The sequence below is a fragment of the Actinomadura sp. NPDC047616 genome (assembly GCF_040642915.1).
In the GTDB taxonomy this organism is placed as follows: domain Bacteria; phylum Actinomycetota; class Actinomycetes; order Streptosporangiales; family Streptosporangiaceae; genus Spirillospora; species Spirillospora miaoliensis.
The window spans coordinates 120,327-135,121 of sequence record NZ_JBEYTB010000011.1 but is presented as its reverse complement, the minus strand read 5'-3'; the positions used below and the strand labels follow the sequence as shown (position 1 = coordinate 135,121).

Sequence of the window (14,795 nt, the reverse complement as noted above, 5' to 3'; positions counted from 1 at the left end):
ACGTCCACCAGGGAGTCATGGTGTCCGCCCGGCTCGTCGTCCTCGTCTCCGGCGCGGGGACCAACCTACAGGCGCTGCTCGACGCGTGCGCGGATCCAGCCTACGGTGCGCAGGTGGTGGCCGTGGGCGCCGACCGCGACGGCACCGGCGGCGTGGAGCGCGCCGAACGCGCCGGACTGCCGACGTTCACCGTCCGCGTGCCCGACTTCCCCGACCGCGCGCGATGGGACGCCGCCCTCGCCGACGCCGTCGCCGAGCACAAACCGGACCTCGTCGTCTCCGCCGGGTTCATGAAGATCTTCGGCCCGCGGTTCCTGGAGCGGTTCGGCGGCCGCACCATCAACACCCATCCCGCGCTGCTGCCCTCCTTCCCCGGGGCGCACGCCGTCCGCCAAGCCCTGGCCTACGGGGTGAAGGTGACGGGCTGTACCGTTCACTTCGTCGACGAAGGCGTGGACACCGGACCCGTCATCGCCCAGGAGACCGTCCGGGTCGGCTGGCATGACGACGAGGATTCCCTGCACGAGCGCATCAAGCAGGTGGAGCGCCGGCTGCTGGTCGAGGTCGTGGGCCGCCTGGCCCGCGACGGCTGGACCCAGAAGGGCAGACGGGTCTCCATGAAGTGCGGGACCTGCAACACGTCCGTAGACGGAGACGATGAGGGGAGCTCGGCCGGTGAGTCGGGTGACGATTAAGCGCGCGCTGATCAGCGTGTACGACAAGACGGGGCTGGAGGAGCTGGCCCGCGGCCTGCACGGGGCCGGGGTGGAGATCGTCTCCACCGGCTCCACGGCGGCGCGGATCGCCGCCGCCGGGGTGCCCGTCATGAAGGTCGAGAAGCTCACCGGGTTCCCCGAGTGCCTGGACGGGCGGGTCAAGACCCTGCACCCCAAGGTGCACGCCGGACTGCTGGCCGACCGCCGCAAGGACGACCACGTCCAGCAGCTCGAGGACCTGGGCGTCGAGCCGTTCGACCTGGCCGTGGTGAACCTGTACCCGTTCGCCGCCACCGTCGCGTCGGGCGCCAAGCCGGACGAGTGCGTCGAGCAGATCGACATCGGCGGCCCCACGATGGTGCGCGCCGCCGCCAAGAACCACGCCAGCCTCGCCGTCGTCGTCGACCCGTCGGCCTACGGCCAGGTGCTGGAGGCCGTGGCGGCGGGCGGCTTCACGCTGGAGGAGCGGCGCCGCCTGGCCGCGCGCGCGTTCGCGCACACCGCCGCCTACGACGTGGCGGTCGCGTCGTGGTTCGCCGGTCCGTACGCGGCCGACGCCGACGCCGAGGAGTCGGGCTGGCCGGACTTCCTCGGCGCCGCCTGGGAGCGCAAGGCCGTCCTGCGGTACGGGGAGAACCCGCACCAGCGCGCCGCGCTCTACACCGCGCAGGACGGCCCGGCGGGGCTGGCGGGCGCCGAGCAGCTGCACGGCAAGGAGATGTCGTACAACAACTACGTCGACGCCGACGCCGCCCGCCGCGCCGCCTACGACTTCGCCGAACCCGCCGTGGCGATCATCAAGCACGCCAACCCGTGCGGCATCGCGGTCGGCGCGGACGTGGCCGAGGCGCACCGCAAGGCGCACGCCTGCGACCCGGTGTCGGCCTACGGCGGCGTGATCGCGGTCAACCGTCCGGTGACCGCGGCGATGGCCGAGCAGGTCGCCGACGTGTTCACCGAGGTGATCGTGGCGCCCGGCTTCGACGACGACGCCCTGGAGATCCTCACCCGCAAGAAGAACATCCGGCTGCTGCGCTGCCCCGAGGGGCCGGCGAGCGCCGAGGAGTACCGGCGCATCGACGGCGGCGTGCTGCTGCAGAGCGTCGACAAGGTGGACGCCCCCGGCGACGACCCGGCGAACTGGGAGCTGAAGACCGGCGCCCCCGCCGACGAGGCCACGCTGCGCGACCTGGCGTTCGCGTGGAAGGCGTGCCGCTCGGTCAAGTCCAACGCGATCCTGCTGGCCGCGGACGGCGCCACCGTCGGCGTCGGCATGGGCCAGGTCAACCGGGTCGACTCGGCGCGGCTGGCGGTGTCGCGGGCGGGCGACCGGGCCGCCTCGGCGGTCGGCGCGTCCGACGCCTACTTCCCGTTCCCCGACGGCCTGCAGGTGCTCACCGAGGCGGGCGTGCGGGCGATCGTCGAGCCGGGCGGGTCCATCCGCGACGAGGAAGTGATCGCCGCCGCCAAGGACGCGGGCATCACGCTCTACTTCACCGGCGTGCGCCACTTCTTCCACTGACGCCCGGCGCTCAGCCGCCGACGTTCCACCGGCCCGGTGCATCGCACCGGGCCGGTGGCGTTCGCGCCGCCTGTGGTCGTTTGGGCGATTTCATTCCTGTGGGCTTGGTAGCCTCGCCGTCGGTCGCGTCCGCGCACCCCCCGTGACGTCCGGCGCGCCCGAAGCCTGGCCCGTACTCGCGGCAGGCGACCACCGTTGAGCCTTTGGAGGCGCGATGGACTTCGTTGTGTCCCTGCTGGTGGGAATGGTCATGCAGACCACCTCCCTGCTCCTGGAGTCGCGGCAGCTGATCGGCCTGGCCGCCGCCGTCCTGGCCGCGATCCTGGCCGCCCAGCTCGGCTGGCACGGCACCGACCGCCTGATCGCCTGGCGCGGACGCCCCGACGAGGAGTGATCCGGCCGGCCGCGCCGCCGCCCGGCCCCGGCCGATAGCATGGCGGGGACGCGACTGGCGCGGACAAGGTGGATTCACCACCGGGGAGCGAAGGACATCCGGACACCGCGCGCCTGGGTGTACGGGACGGCAGCCGGGGAACCCGCGACGAGCCCGTCCACACAGGACCCCGGCCACGACAGCGCGGAGGTGCGTATGACTGCACGGATCCTGGACGGCAAGGCCACGGCCGCGGAGATCAGGGCCGATCTGAAGAAGCGGGTCGACGCGCTGCGCGAACGCGGTGTCGGCGTGGGCCTCGGCACCGTGCTGGTCGGCGACGACCCCGGCAGCCACGCCTACGTCAACATGAAGCACCGCGACTGCGCCGAGGTGGGCATCGAGAGCATCCGCCGCGACCTGCCCGCCGACGCCTCCCAGGAGGACGTCGAACGCGCCGTCGCCGAGCTGAACGCCGACCCCGCCTGCACCGGCTACATCGTCCAGCTGCCCCTGCCCAAGGGCCTCGACGAGCACCGCGTGCTGGAGCTGATCGACCCGGCCAAGGACGCCGACGGGCTGCACCCGGTCAACCTGGGACGTCTGGTCCTCATGCAGCCCGCCCCGCTGCCGTGCACCCCCAAGGGCATCCTGGAGCTGCTGCGCCGCTACGACGTGCCGCTGCGCGGCGCCGAGGTCACCGTCGTCGGCCGCGGCCTCACCGTCGGCCGCTCGCTCGGCCTGCTGCTCACCCGCCGCTCCGAGAACGCCACCGTGACGTCCTGCCACACCGCCACCCGCGACCTGGCCGCGCACACCCGCCAGGCCGACATCGTCGTGGCCGCCGCCGGCGTTCCAGGCCTGATCACCGCGGACATGGTGAAGCCCGGCGCCGCCGTGCTGGACGTGGGCGTGTCCCGGGTGGACGGCAAGCTCACCGGCGACGTCGCCCCGGACGTCCGCGAGGTGGCGGGCTGGGTCGCCCCCAATCCCGGCGGTGTCGGCCCCATGACGCGCGCCATGCTGCTGGCCAACGTCGTCGAGGCCGCCGAGGCCGCGTCCGGCGCCTGAGCGTGGTCGTGACCGCGTGACCCTCGGTCGATGCGGCTGAGCCGACAGGGGGTCCACCCGTACGGGACCGTGGCCCTCGGCGCATGGCCCCGTACGGGCGAACCTTGCGCACCGCTCCCCGTTTGCGCTGCCGTGGGAGCGGCCGCAAGCTCACTGCGTCAGGTCAGCTCGCCCTCCGTCCCGCCGTGCCCGCCGGGGGACGGCCGGGCGCGCCGATGCGGCCCGGTGGATGGCCCGGGGCGTGACCGGGACGGCGGACCTCCGTGGTGCGGGCGTCCATCGGCGTCCGGTTCTGCTGCTGCGGCACGTGCACCGGCGGCAGAGGGCGGACGAGCCCCATCGCGATGACCTCGTTGGCGAGACGGGTGCGCCGGTTGGCGCCCTCGGGGATCCGGAACTTCTGGTAGAGCCGCAGCAGGTGCTGCTTGACCGCGGCCTCGGTGACGACCAGGTCGGCGGCGATCTCACGGGCGGTGGCGGGCGCGACGAACGCCTCGTCCGACAGGGCGGGCCGGCACAGCGAGGTCAGCACGTCGACCTCCCGGCGGGTGAGCTCGGGGGCCACGGCGCGCCGCAGCTCGACGTCCGGATCGACCTCCTCCCGGGGGATGCCCCCCATCCGGCAGCGCGCCGTGCCGAAACTCACGACGTCGCCGTCCTCCAGTACGCGGCGGGCGATCGGGCGGCCGTTGACCCGGGTCCCGTTACGGGACAGGCCCATGTCGACGACATAGACGTACGGGCCGCGCCGAACGATCTCTGCGTGCAATCGGGACACACTCGGGTCGTCGAGGCGGATGTCGACTCCGCGCCCTCGCCCGACCGTCGTGACGTCGGGGCGCAGCGGCATCACCAGGCCGCTGTCCTCGATCCGCATGAACGGCCCCTCCACGGCAGTCCTCCCAGCTAGTTAGCGACCCCTGTCTGCCGGGTTACCCGGACCCGGTAGCGCCACACCCTCCTACTGGCGAGTAGGACCCGTGACACAAGGCGTCCGGCGTCCCAGTGCGTTCGTGAAACCCCAGGTGTCCCGCCCAGACGGCCGTCAATTTTCAACCTCGGTCCTGCAAAGCGGTGGAAAATGCCTTCGTAGTCGACGTTACATCCGGAAGGCGTCCGGAGGCTCCGCTGCGGGCCCCGGGCGGAAATTCCAACCGCTACGGTTGGTGTGTCAGACCTTTCGGTGAGGTCGGTGAGGGAAACACACATGAGCGCGGAGCTGGGTCGGCGGCGGAGGCGGGCCCCGGGAGCGGGCGGCGCGCGGGCCAACCGGCTGAGCCGGCTGCCCTATCTGCTGGTGCTGTGCGGCGTGGCCGGCGGGCTGGTGCTGTGCTCGATGGCCTACTTCCGCAAGGGCTCGATGCTGATCGCCGCCGCGCTGCTGTTCGGCGCGCTGGCCCGGGCGCTGCTGCCGGAGTCCCAGCTCGGGCTGCTGGCGGTGCGCAGCCGCTCGCTGGACTGCTGGACGCTGGTCGTCCTCGGCGAGCTGACCGCCTTCGCCGCCCTCAGCATCCCCCCGATGAACAAGGCGGGCCTGGCCGTGGCCGCCGCCTTCGGCGTGCTGGTCGGGCTGGCCGGGCTGCTGCGCGTCCTGCGGTACGTGCTCTTCGAACGGCGCGGCGCGCACCGGCGCGGGGCCGACGATGCCGGGGGTGTGCCGGTTCACCCCTTGTGATGGGAATTGTGAGGTAAGGGGCAGGTCTAGACCGGTACGGGCGGTCGGCTAGCCTACACAGTTGAGCCTTACAAGGACTGCCGGCCGGTGTAGGAAGAGGGACAGCAACAGCATGCCCAAGATCAAAGTAGCGGGCCCGGTCGTCGAACTCGACGGCGACGAGATGACGAGGATCATCTGGCAATTCATCAAGGACCAGCTGATCCTGCCCTACCTGGACGTGGACCTGAAGTACTACGACCTGGGTATCGAGCACCGGGACGCCACCGACGACCAGGTGACGATCGACGCCGCCAACGCCATCAAGGAGCACGGCGTCGGCGTCAAGTGCGCGACGATCACCCCGGACGAGGCCCGCGTCGAGGAGTTCGGCCTCAAGAAGATGTGGCGGTCGCCCAATGGAACGATCCGCAACATCCTGGGCGGCGTGGTCTTCCGTGAGCCGATCGTGGTGTCGAACATCCCGCGCCTGGTGCCCGGCTGGACCAAGCCGATCATCATCGGCCGTCACGCCCACGGCGACCAGTACCGCGCCTCCGACTTCGTCGTCCCCGGCCCCGGCACGGTGACGATCTCCTACGTCCCCGAGGACGGCGGCGAGCCCATCGAGATGGAGATCGCCAAGTTCACCGGCGGCGGCGTCGCGCTGGGCATGTACAACTTCGACGACTCGATCCGGGACTTCGCCCGCGCGACCATGCGCTACGCGCTCGACCGCGGCTTCCCGCTGTACATGTCGACCAAGAACACGATCCTCAAGGCCTACGACGGCCGGTTCAAGGACCTGTTCGCCGAGGTCTACGAGACCGAGTTCAAGGCCGACTTCGAGGCCGCGGGCCTCACCTACGAGCACCGGCTGATCGACGACATGGTCGCCCAGGCTCTCAAGTGGGACGGCGGCTTCGTCTGGGCCTGCAAGAACTACGACGGCGACGTCCAGTCCGACGTGGTGGCGCAGGGCTTCGGCTCGCTCGGCCTGATGACCTCCGTGCTGATGACCCCCGACGGCCGCACCGTCGAGGCCGAGGCCGCGCACGGCACCGTCACCCGGCACTACCGGCAGCACCAGCAGGGCAAGCCGACCTCCACCAACCCGATCGCGTCCATCTTCGCCTGGACGCGCGGTCTGGCCCACCGCGGCAAGCTGGACAACCAGCCCGAGGTCATCGAGTTCGCCCGCTCGCTGGAGCAGGTCTGCATCGAGACCGTCGAGAACGGCCAGATGACCAAGGACCTCGCCCTGCTGGTCGGCAACGACACCCCGTGGCTGACGACGCAGGAGTTCCTGGAGGCCCTGGACGTCAACCTCCAGAAGAAGCTCGCCAAGTGAGGTAACCCCTCCCGGCATCTGAAGGCCGTCTCGGTGATCCCGGGGCGGCCTTCGGCGTGTTCGGGCGTATGTGTGCATCTTCGGGGTAGGCGAGCAGCGACACCTGGCGGAAGCCGTCGCGTCGGCGCGCGATAGCCTGGCGGGCGGTATCTCGACAACGAGACAAACCGCGCGGCGGCCCGCCCCCGGGCGTCCGCGCCGGAGATCCACCGGCGGCCGACCGGCCCCGTCAGGTCACAGCAGGAGATGAGCGCATGACTCGCACCCCAGTCAACGTCACCGTCACCGGCGCCGCGGGCCAGATCGGCTACGCGCTGCTGTTCCGCATCGCGTCGGGGCAGCTGCTCGGCGCGGACGTCCCGGTACGCCTGCGGCTGCTGGAGATCCCGCAGGCGGTCAAGGCCGCCGAGGGCACCGCCATGGAGCTGGACGACTGCGCCTTCCCGCTGCTGGCCGGGATCGACATCTTCGACGACCCGACGCCCGCGTTCGAGGGCGCCAACGTCGCGCTGCTGGTCGGGGCGCGGCCGCGGACCAAGGGCATGGAGCGCGGCGACCTGCTGGAGGCCAACGGCGGGATCTTCAAGCCGCAGGGGCAGGCCATCAACGCCGGCGCCGCCGACGACATCAAGGTGCTGGTCGTCGGCAACCCGGCCAACACCAACGCGCTGATCGCCCAGCAGAACGCCCCGGACGTGCCCGCCGAGCGGTTCACCGCGATGACCCGCCTGGACCACAACCGCGCCCTGGCGCAGCTGTCGAAGAAGGCGGGCGTGTCCGTCGCCGACATCAAGAAGATGACGATCTGGGGCAACCACTCGGCCACGCAGTACCCGGACATCTTCCACGCCGAGATCGGCGGCAAGAACGCGGCCGAGACGGTCAACGACCGCGAGTGGCTGGAGAACGACTTCATCCCGACGGTCGCCAAGCGCGGCGCGGCGATCATCGAGGCGCGCGGGGCGTCCAGCGCCGCGTCCGCCGCCGGTGCGGCCATCGACCACGTGTTCACGTGGGTGAACGGCACGCCGGAGGGCGACTGGACGTCCATGGCCGTGCCGTCGGACGGCTCCTACGGGGTGCCCGAGGGCCTGATCTCCTCGTTCCCGGTGACCTGCAAGGACGGCCGCTGGGAGATCGTCCAGGGGCTGGAGATCGACGACTTCTCACGGGCCCGCATCGACGCCTCGGTCAACGAGCTGGCGGAGGAGCAGGACGCCGTGCGCAAGCTCGGCCTGGTCTGACCGCGCCGACCCGCGGGGGCCCCGGACCGGCGTGCCGGTCCGGGGCCCTTTCGGCTGCGCGGACGGCCGGTGAGAAATGTCGGAGGTGGACGCTTTTCTGTCGCTAAGGTGGCTGACCAGCCGCCGGACGACGACGGTGGCCGAGCGGCCGAGGTGCAGGAGGGCATACGGGGTGGAGCAGGCGTTTCAAGTAGATCTTCGGGGCGTGGTCGACCTGCTCAGCCGCCATCTCTACTCCAGCCCTCGGGTGTACCTGCGGGAGCTGCTGCAGAACGCGGTCGACGCGATCACGGCGCGGGGCGGCGCGGGCGGGACGGTGCGGATCGAGACCGGCGGCGGACGGCTGCGCGTGCACGACGACGGCGTCGGGCTGACCGAGGACGAGGTGCACCGGCTGCTGGCCACGATCGGGCGGTCGTCCAAGCGGGACGAGCTGGGCTTCGCCCGCCACGACTTCCTGGGGCAGTTCGGCATCGGGTTGCTGTCGGCGTTCCTGGTGGCCGACGAGATCGAGGTGGAGACCCGGTCGGCGAGGGCGGCCGACGCGGCGGCGGTGCGGTGGACGGGCCTGGCCGACGGCCGGTACCGCGTCGAGCCGGGCGGGCGGGACGAGCCGGGCACGACGGTGACGCTGCGGCCCCGCCCCGGATCGGCCGAGCTGCTGGAGCCGGCGGTGGTGGGCGAGCTGGCCCGGGCGTACGGGTCGCTGCTGCCGGTCACCGTGACGGTCGACGGCGTGGAGATCACCGGGGACGGCGCGCCGTGGCTGGCGGCGCATCCGGATCCGGCGCGGCGCCGGCGCGCGCTGGACGCCTACTGCCGCGAGCTGTTCGGGTTCGAGCCCTACGACGTGATCGATCTGGACGTGCCCGAGGCGGGGCTGACCGGTGTGGCGTTCGTGCTGCCGCACGCGGTGTCGCCGACCGCCCGGGGCGCGCACCGGGTGTACCTGAAGCGGATGCTGCTGGCCGAGAGCGTCGAGGGGCTGCTGCCGGACTGGGCGTTCTTCGTCCGGTGCGTGGTGGACGCGGGTGAGCTGCGTCCCACCGCGAGCCGGGAGGCGCTGTACGAGGACGAGCTGCTGGAGTCGGCCCGGCGGGCGCTGGGCGAGCGGCTGCGGCAGTGGCTGGTGCGGCTGGCCGAGACCGACCCGGTGCGGCTGCGCGGTTTCCTGCGGCTGCACCGGCTGGGCGTCAAGGCGATGGCGCTGCACGACGACGAGATGCTGCGGATCGTCGACCGCTGGCTGGAGTTCGAGACGTCGGCCGGTCCGATGACGCTGGCCGAGTTCCGCAGGCGGCACGCCGAGGTCCGCTACACCGCCAGCGTGGAGGAGTTCCGGCGGCTGTCGGCGGTGGCGGGCGCGCAGGGCGTGGGGCTGGTCAACGGCGGCTACGTGCACGACACCGAGATCATCGAACGGCTGCCGGACATCGACCCGGACGTGGTGCCGCGCCGCCTGGAGCCGGCCGAGCTGACCACCCACTTCGGCGTGGTGGACCCGGCGGCCGAGCTGGCGCTGCGGCCGTTCCTGGCGGCGGCGCAGCGCGCCGTGGAGCGGCTGGGCTGCGAGGTGGTGATCCGCGACTTCGACCCGGCGTCGCTGCCCGCGCTGTACCTGACCAGCCGTGCCGCGCAGCATCAGCAGGAGCTGTCGCAGGCCAAAGAGATGGCCGACGACCTGTGGTCGGACGTGCTCGGCGCGCTGAACAACGCCGTCGAGTCGGACCGGCCGCAGCTCGTCCTCAACCATCGCAACCCGCTGACCCGGCGCGTCACGGCACTGACCGAGGACGGCCTGATCGAGCTGGCCGTCCAGGGGCTGTACGGGCAGGCGCTGCTGCTGGGGCAGCATCCGCTGCGCGCCGCCGACACCGCCGTTCTCAACCGTTCGTTCCTCGGCCTGCTCGACTGGGCCGTGCACAACCCGGAGGCCGGAAGTTGAGCACCGATGACGTCTACGAGCTGATGGCGCGGTCGGAGGAGCTGCCGTACGGCGAGGCCAAGACGGTGCTGGTGGAGGACGCGCTGCGGCGCGCCGAGGCGGCGGGCGACGACCACCTGGCGTTCCGGGTGCGGATGTCGCTGACCACCGCCTACCAGTACGGCGGCGAGCCGGCCAAGGCGTTCACCACGTTCAGCCGGTGCCTGGCCGACCACGACCGCGACCCGGGCCGCTTCGACGCGGAGGAGCGGCTGCTGTGGCACTTCAAGTGGATCGTCAACTCGCTGACGCTGTTCCCCGAGGTGCCGCTCGACCGCACGTACGCGGTGCTGGACGACATGGAGCGCCGGTACCGGGCCGGCGGGCACAGCCCGCAGGCGGTGTACCACTACCGCAACGCCGTGGCGCGGCACGTGGGCGACCACGACGCCGCCGACGAGTGGTACGCCAGGTGGCACGCGGCGCCGCGCGACGGGTTGTCGGACTGCGAGGGCTGCGACCCGACGGGCATGGTGCGGCACCTGGAGGCCCGGGGGCGTGACGAGGAGGCGCTGGCCGTCGCGGCGCCGGTGCTGAGCGACGAGCTGAACTGCAGCGAGCAGCCGCAGGGCATCCTGACCGCGCTGCTGCCGGTCTACCTGCGGGCGGGCCGGCTGGAGGAGGCGCGCGACGCGCACCGCCGCGCGTACCGGCTCGTGCGGTCCAACGTGGCGGACCTGTCGGAGATCGGCGAGCACGTGTGGTTCTGCGCGGTGACGGGCAACGAGCCGCGCGGGTTCGAGATCCTTCAGCGGCACCTGGGGTGGCTGGACCGGGCGCCGAGCCCGTACGACGCCATGCGGTTCGCCGCGGCGGCCGCGCTGCTGCTGCGCCGGATGGAGGAGGCCGGCGCCGGGGACGTGACGCTGCGCCGTCCGGGCGGGGCCGGCGAGGTGAGCGCGGCGGAGCTGCGGGTGGAGCTGGCGGGACGCGCCCGCGAGGTCGCGGCCCGCTTCGACGCCCGCAACGGCACCTCCTACCAGGGTGAGCGGATCGAGCGGCTGCTCGCGGACGAGCCGGTCGTCGAGCATCTGCCGCTGACCGCCCACGACCGCCGGCGTCCCGCCGCGGCGCCGGTCCGGCCGGAGCCGGAGCCGCCGCGGGGCCGTGACCTGTCCGGCGTGACCGACCTGGACGCGCTGCTCGACGCGGCCGAGGAGGACCGGTCGGCGGACGACATGGACGGGGCGCTGGCGGCGTGGCGGCGGTTCGACGAGGTGGCGGGCGACGGTCCGCTCACCACGTCGCAGGCGGCGCGGCGCGCCGACGGCCGCGGCCTGGAACTGCTGCTGAACGGCGACCACGAGGCCGGGCTGGCGGAGTGGCGCCGGGCGGTGTCGCTGTTCGCCGAGGCGGGCGACCGGGTGCGCGAGCAGAGCGGGCTGAGCCGGATCGGCGCGATCCTGTTCGGCACGGGCGAGCAGGACGAGGGCATGGCGCTGATGCGGACCGCCGCCGCCTTCCTCGACGAGCACGACGCGGGGTCGCACCGCGCGTTCGGCGCCCGTATGCGGTTGGCCGACGCCCTGTTGCAGAGCGACCGTCCGGAGGAGAGCCTGGCCGCGCTGGACGGTCTGGCGCCGTCCCGTCCGCGGGACGCCGGGGAGGTGGAGCTGCACCGGGGCCGCGTGTTGGGCGTCCTCGGCCGCGGCGCGGAGGCCGTCGCCGCGTTGCGCCCGGCCTGCGCCGCCTTCCGGGAGGCCGGGCAGCCGGGCCGTCTGGCCGAGGCGGCGTTCCTGCTGGGCCGGGTGCTGGCGTACGGCGACGAGCGGGACCCGGACGCCGCGCTGGAGGCGTTCGACGAGGCCGTCGCCAACGCGGCCGCGGGCCCGCCCGGGCTGGTGCCGGCCGCGCACGCCGAACGCGGCTCCCTGCTGCTGGCGTGCGACCGCGCCGCCGACGCGGTCCCCGACATGGTGGAGGCGGTGGCCGAGTTCACGGCGCTCGGCGCGCAGTCGCAGGCCGCCTACGCCCGTGTCGACCTGGCCGCCGCGTACCTGACCACGGGACGGCACTTCGAGGCGGCGGAGGTCGCCGAGGAGGCCGCGCCCGTGCTGGCCCGGCTGGACGACCCGGGCGCCGAACGCCGCTGCCGGTTCATCCTGGGGCACGCCCAGCGCGAGCTCGGCGAGGAGCAGGCCGCGGAGATCTTCACGGGGCTGGCCGAGGAGGAGGACGACCCCGGCGCGGCCGCGCGGCTGCTGGAGACGGCCGCCGACGTGCTCACCGACCTGGACAAGGACGCCCTGGCGGCCGACGGGTTCGTCCGGGCCGCCGAGGCGTTCGCCAAGGCCGGCGACCCGTTCGGGGTGGTGCGCTGCCGCCGCCGCGGCGCGCTGTGCCGCGCGTGGGGCGGCAACGGCGGCCGTGCCCTGGAGGAGATGGAGGTCGCCCGCCAGGCGCTCGGCGAGCTGCCGTCGGAGGGGCACGAGGCCGAGGTTGTCTGGGAGACGTCGGCGCTGGGCTACGACGAGGCCCGCATGCTGGCGAACCTGGGCCGGCTCGCCGACGCCCTGGAGCCGGCGGCGCGGGCCGCCGACGGGTTCGCCGCGATCGGCGCGGACGACGCCGCGCAGGCCGCCGCCCGCCTGCGCGACGAGATCCGCGAGCGGCTCTAGAGGAGGCGGCGGGCGCCGTCGGCGGCGACGGCGGTGAGGAACCGCGGCTCCTCCCATCCGCGCCGCTCGTAGGCGGCGCGGATCGCCTCGCTCACCCGGTCGACGCGGTCGGCCGGGGTGAGCACGATGGCCGAGCCGCCGAATCCGCCGCCGACCATGCGTCCGCCGCGCGCGCCGGCCCGCTGCGCCTCCTCGACCGCGACGTCCGCGCCCGGCCAGGAGATCTCGAACTGGTCGCGCAGCGACAGGTGGGAGGCGGTGAGCATGGCGCCGAGCTCGGCCGTCGCGCCCGCCCGCAGCAGCCCGACGGCCGCCTCCACGCGGTGGTTCTCGGTCACCACGTGCTGGACGCGGCGGCGCAGCACGGGATCGTCCAGGGCCTTCAGCGCGGCGGGCAGGTCCTTGACGTCGCGCAGCGCGGCGACGCCGAGCAGTTCGGCGGCCCGCTCGCATTCGGCGCGGCGGCGCCCGTAGTCGCCGTCGACCAGCTCGTGGTGCATGCGGGTGTCGACGACGAGCAGGCGCAGGCCGCTGTCCTCCAGGGGGAGGGGCACCTGCGTGGACAGGCCGCTGCGGCAGTCGAGCATCAGCGCGTGGCCCGCCGTGCACAGCAGGGACGCCGACTGGTCCATGATGCCGCAGGGCATGCCGACGTACTCGTGCTCGGCCCGCTGCGCGAGCCGGGCCAGCTCGCGCCGCCCCGCCGGAGTCGGCAGGTCGGCCTCGCCGTACAGCTCGCACAGCGCCAGCGCGGTGGCGCACTCCAGCGCCGCCGACGACGACAGGCCCGCGCCCTGCAGCAGGTCCGCGTCGATCAGCAGGGACGCCCCGCCGATCGGCACGGACGTGACGTGCTCGCGCAGCACCCAGGCCGTTCCGGCCGGGTAGGCGGCCCAGCGTTCCCGCTGCGGCGCCGTGTCGCGCCAGCGCCGCGCCTCGGGCGCGTGCGGGTCGACCGGCACGGTGACGACGGTGTCGGCGGCCTGCAGGGACCGCACCTCCAGCACGCCGTCGTCGCGGCGCGCCGCCGCCACCGACACGCCCTGGGGCAGCGCGAACGGCAGCACGAACCCGTCGTTGTAGTCGGTGTGCTCGCCGATCACGTTGACGCGGCCGGGGGCGCGCCACACGCCCTCCGGTGCGCGCCGGTACGCCTCGGTGAACGCGGCGGCCAGCGCGCGCGGGTCGGAGGCCGTCATCGAGCCCGCTGGGCGAACGCCCACGCGTCGGCGACCATGGCCCGCAGGTCCCGCTCGGGCTTCCAGCCCAGCGCCGACCTGATCTTGTCCGACGAGGCCACCAGCACGGCGGGGTCGCCGGAACGGCGCGGGTGCGGCTCGGCCGGGATCGCGTGGCCGGTGACCCCCCGGCACACCTCGATCACCTCGCGGACCGAGAACCCGTTGCCGTTGCCCAGGTTGAAGATCTGGTGGACGCCCGGCTCGCACGCCTCCAGCGCCAGCTGGTGCGCCACGCCCAGGTCGACGACGTGGATGTAGTCGCGCACGCAGGTGCCGTCGGGCGTGGGGTAGTCCTCGCCGAACACCATGACCTTCTCGCGCTCGCCGAGCGCGACCTTCAGCACGTTGGGGATCAGGTGCGTCTCGACGGTGTGCCGTTCGCCCTGCACCCGCCCGCCTTCGAGCAGCGCGCCCGCGACGTTGAAGTAGCGCAGCGAGACCCCGCCGAGGCCGTGCAGCCGCGCGTACTCGGCCAGCGCGGTGTCGATGGCCAGCTTGGACGCCCCGTACGGGTTGGTCGGCCGGGTGGGGTCGGTCTCCAGAATCGGCGTGGACTCCGGCTCGCCGTAGGTGGCCGCCGTGGAGGAGAACACGATCCGGTTCACCCCGGCGCGGCGCATCGCGTCCAGCAGCGCCAGCGACTCGCCCAGGTTCTTGTCCCAGTACAGGCCCGGCTTCTCCACCGACTCGCCGACCAGCGACCTGGCCGCGAAGTGCAGCACCGCGTCGAAGCCCGCGCCGTCCAGCACGCCGAAGGCGGCCTCGCGCAGCGTGCCCCGCACCAGCCGGGCGCCCTCGGGGACGGCGTCGGCGTGCCCGGTGGACAGGTCGTCCAGCACGACGACCTCGTGCCCGGCGTCCAGCAGCTGGGCGGCCACGACCCCGCCGACGTAGCCGGCGCCCCCGGTGACGAGCAGCTTCACGTGTCGTTACCTCCAAGTTCGACGGATCCGCCCCGGCTGGTCGGCCGACGCGAGTGATCGGCTGCTCAAGGCTATCCGCGCCGCCCGAACCGATCCTG

Annotated in this window: 12 protein-coding genes; 9 read left to right on the top strand and 3 right to left on the bottom strand. The window is 73.3% G+C overall.

The genetic code is table 11. The features are described from left to right. Positions 1-17 precede the first annotated feature (17 nt). The 4 genes from purN (at position 18) to ABZ801_RS25510 (ending at position 3,682) form a co-directional block, all read left to right on the top strand. Complete coding sequence (gene purN / locus ABZ801_RS25525; RefSeq protein WP_344947974.1) at positions 18-695, top strand: phosphoribosylglycinamide formyltransferase; 678 nt, start codon at positions 18-20, stop codon at positions 693-695. Continuing rightward, entirely contained in the window at positions 676-2,238 is a 1,563-nt protein-coding gene (gene purH, locus ABZ801_RS25520) for a bifunctional phosphoribosylaminoimidazolecarboxamide formyltransferase/IMP cyclohydrolase (protein WP_360702143.1), read from the top strand. The genes purN and purH overlap by 20 nt, the downstream gene beginning before the upstream one ends. 214 nt (positions 2,239-2,452) lie before the next feature. Further along, positions 2,453-2,632 (top strand): hypothetical protein, encoded by a 180-nt coding sequence (locus tag ABZ801_RS25515; protein ID WP_344947980.1) that lies wholly within the window; start codon positions 2,453-2,455, stop codon positions 2,630-2,632. 195 nt (positions 2,633-2,827) lie between these two features. Continuing rightward, positions 2,828-3,682: a bifunctional methylenetetrahydrofolate dehydrogenase/methenyltetrahydrofolate cyclohydrolase gene (locus ABZ801_RS25510; RefSeq protein WP_360702141.1), complete on the top strand. Its 855-nt coding sequence runs from the start codon at positions 2,828-2,830 to the stop codon at positions 3,680-3,682. A 163-nt stretch (positions 3,683-3,845) separates the two neighbouring features. Here ABZ801_RS25510 and ABZ801_RS25505 read toward each other — a convergent pair whose 3' ends face one another. Further along, positions 3,846-4,574 (bottom strand): FHA domain-containing protein, encoded by a 729-nt coding sequence (locus ABZ801_RS25505; protein WP_360702138.1) that lies wholly within the window; start codon positions 4,572-4,574, stop codon positions 3,846-3,848. 315 nt (positions 4,575-4,889) lie between these two features. Between ABZ801_RS25505 and ABZ801_RS25500 the strand changes: the two genes are divergently transcribed. From ABZ801_RS25500 to ABZ801_RS25480, 5 genes are all read left to right on the top strand, one after another. Beyond that, positions 4,890-5,357: a DUF3017 domain-containing protein gene (locus ABZ801_RS25500; protein WP_344947989.1), complete on the top strand. Its 468-nt coding sequence runs from the start codon at positions 4,890-4,892 to the stop codon at positions 5,355-5,357. A 112-nt stretch (positions 5,358-5,469) separates the two neighbouring features. Next, positions 5,470-6,687 carry an NADP-dependent isocitrate dehydrogenase gene (locus ABZ801_RS25495; protein WP_360702135.1) on the top strand — a complete coding sequence of 406 codons (1,218 nt, stop codon included), beginning with the start codon at positions 5,470-5,472 and terminating at the stop codon, positions 6,685-6,687. 254 nt (positions 6,688-6,941) lie between these two features. Beyond that, positions 6,942-7,931, top strand: a complete 990-nt coding sequence (locus tag ABZ801_RS25490; protein ID WP_360702132.1) for a malate dehydrogenase — start codon at positions 6,942-6,944, stop codon at positions 7,929-7,931. Between the two features lie 172 nt (positions 7,932-8,103). After that, positions 8,104-9,876, top strand: a complete 1,773-nt coding sequence (locus ABZ801_RS25485) for an HSP90 family protein (RefSeq protein WP_360702129.1) — start codon at positions 8,104-8,106, stop codon at positions 9,874-9,876. After that, positions 9,873-12,533, top strand: a complete 2,661-nt coding sequence (locus ABZ801_RS25480; RefSeq protein ID WP_360702126.1) for a hypothetical protein — start codon at positions 9,873-9,875, stop codon at positions 12,531-12,533. Before ABZ801_RS25485 ends, ABZ801_RS25480 begins: the two co-directional genes overlap by 4 nt. Here the strand turns inward: ABZ801_RS25480 and galK are convergent. Beyond that, complete coding sequence (gene galK / locus ABZ801_RS25475; RefSeq protein WP_360702539.1) at positions 12,530-13,732, bottom strand: galactokinase; 1,203 nt, start codon at positions 13,730-13,732, stop codon at positions 12,530-12,532. The two genes, ABZ801_RS25480 and galK, sit on opposite strands and share 4 nt — an antisense overlap. Further along, positions 13,729-14,697, bottom strand: a complete 969-nt coding sequence (galE, locus tag ABZ801_RS25470; protein WP_360702123.1) for a UDP-glucose 4-epimerase GalE — start codon at positions 14,695-14,697, stop codon at positions 13,729-13,731. The genes galK and galE overlap by 4 nt, the downstream gene beginning before the upstream one ends. Positions 14,698-14,795 lie beyond the last annotated feature (98 nt).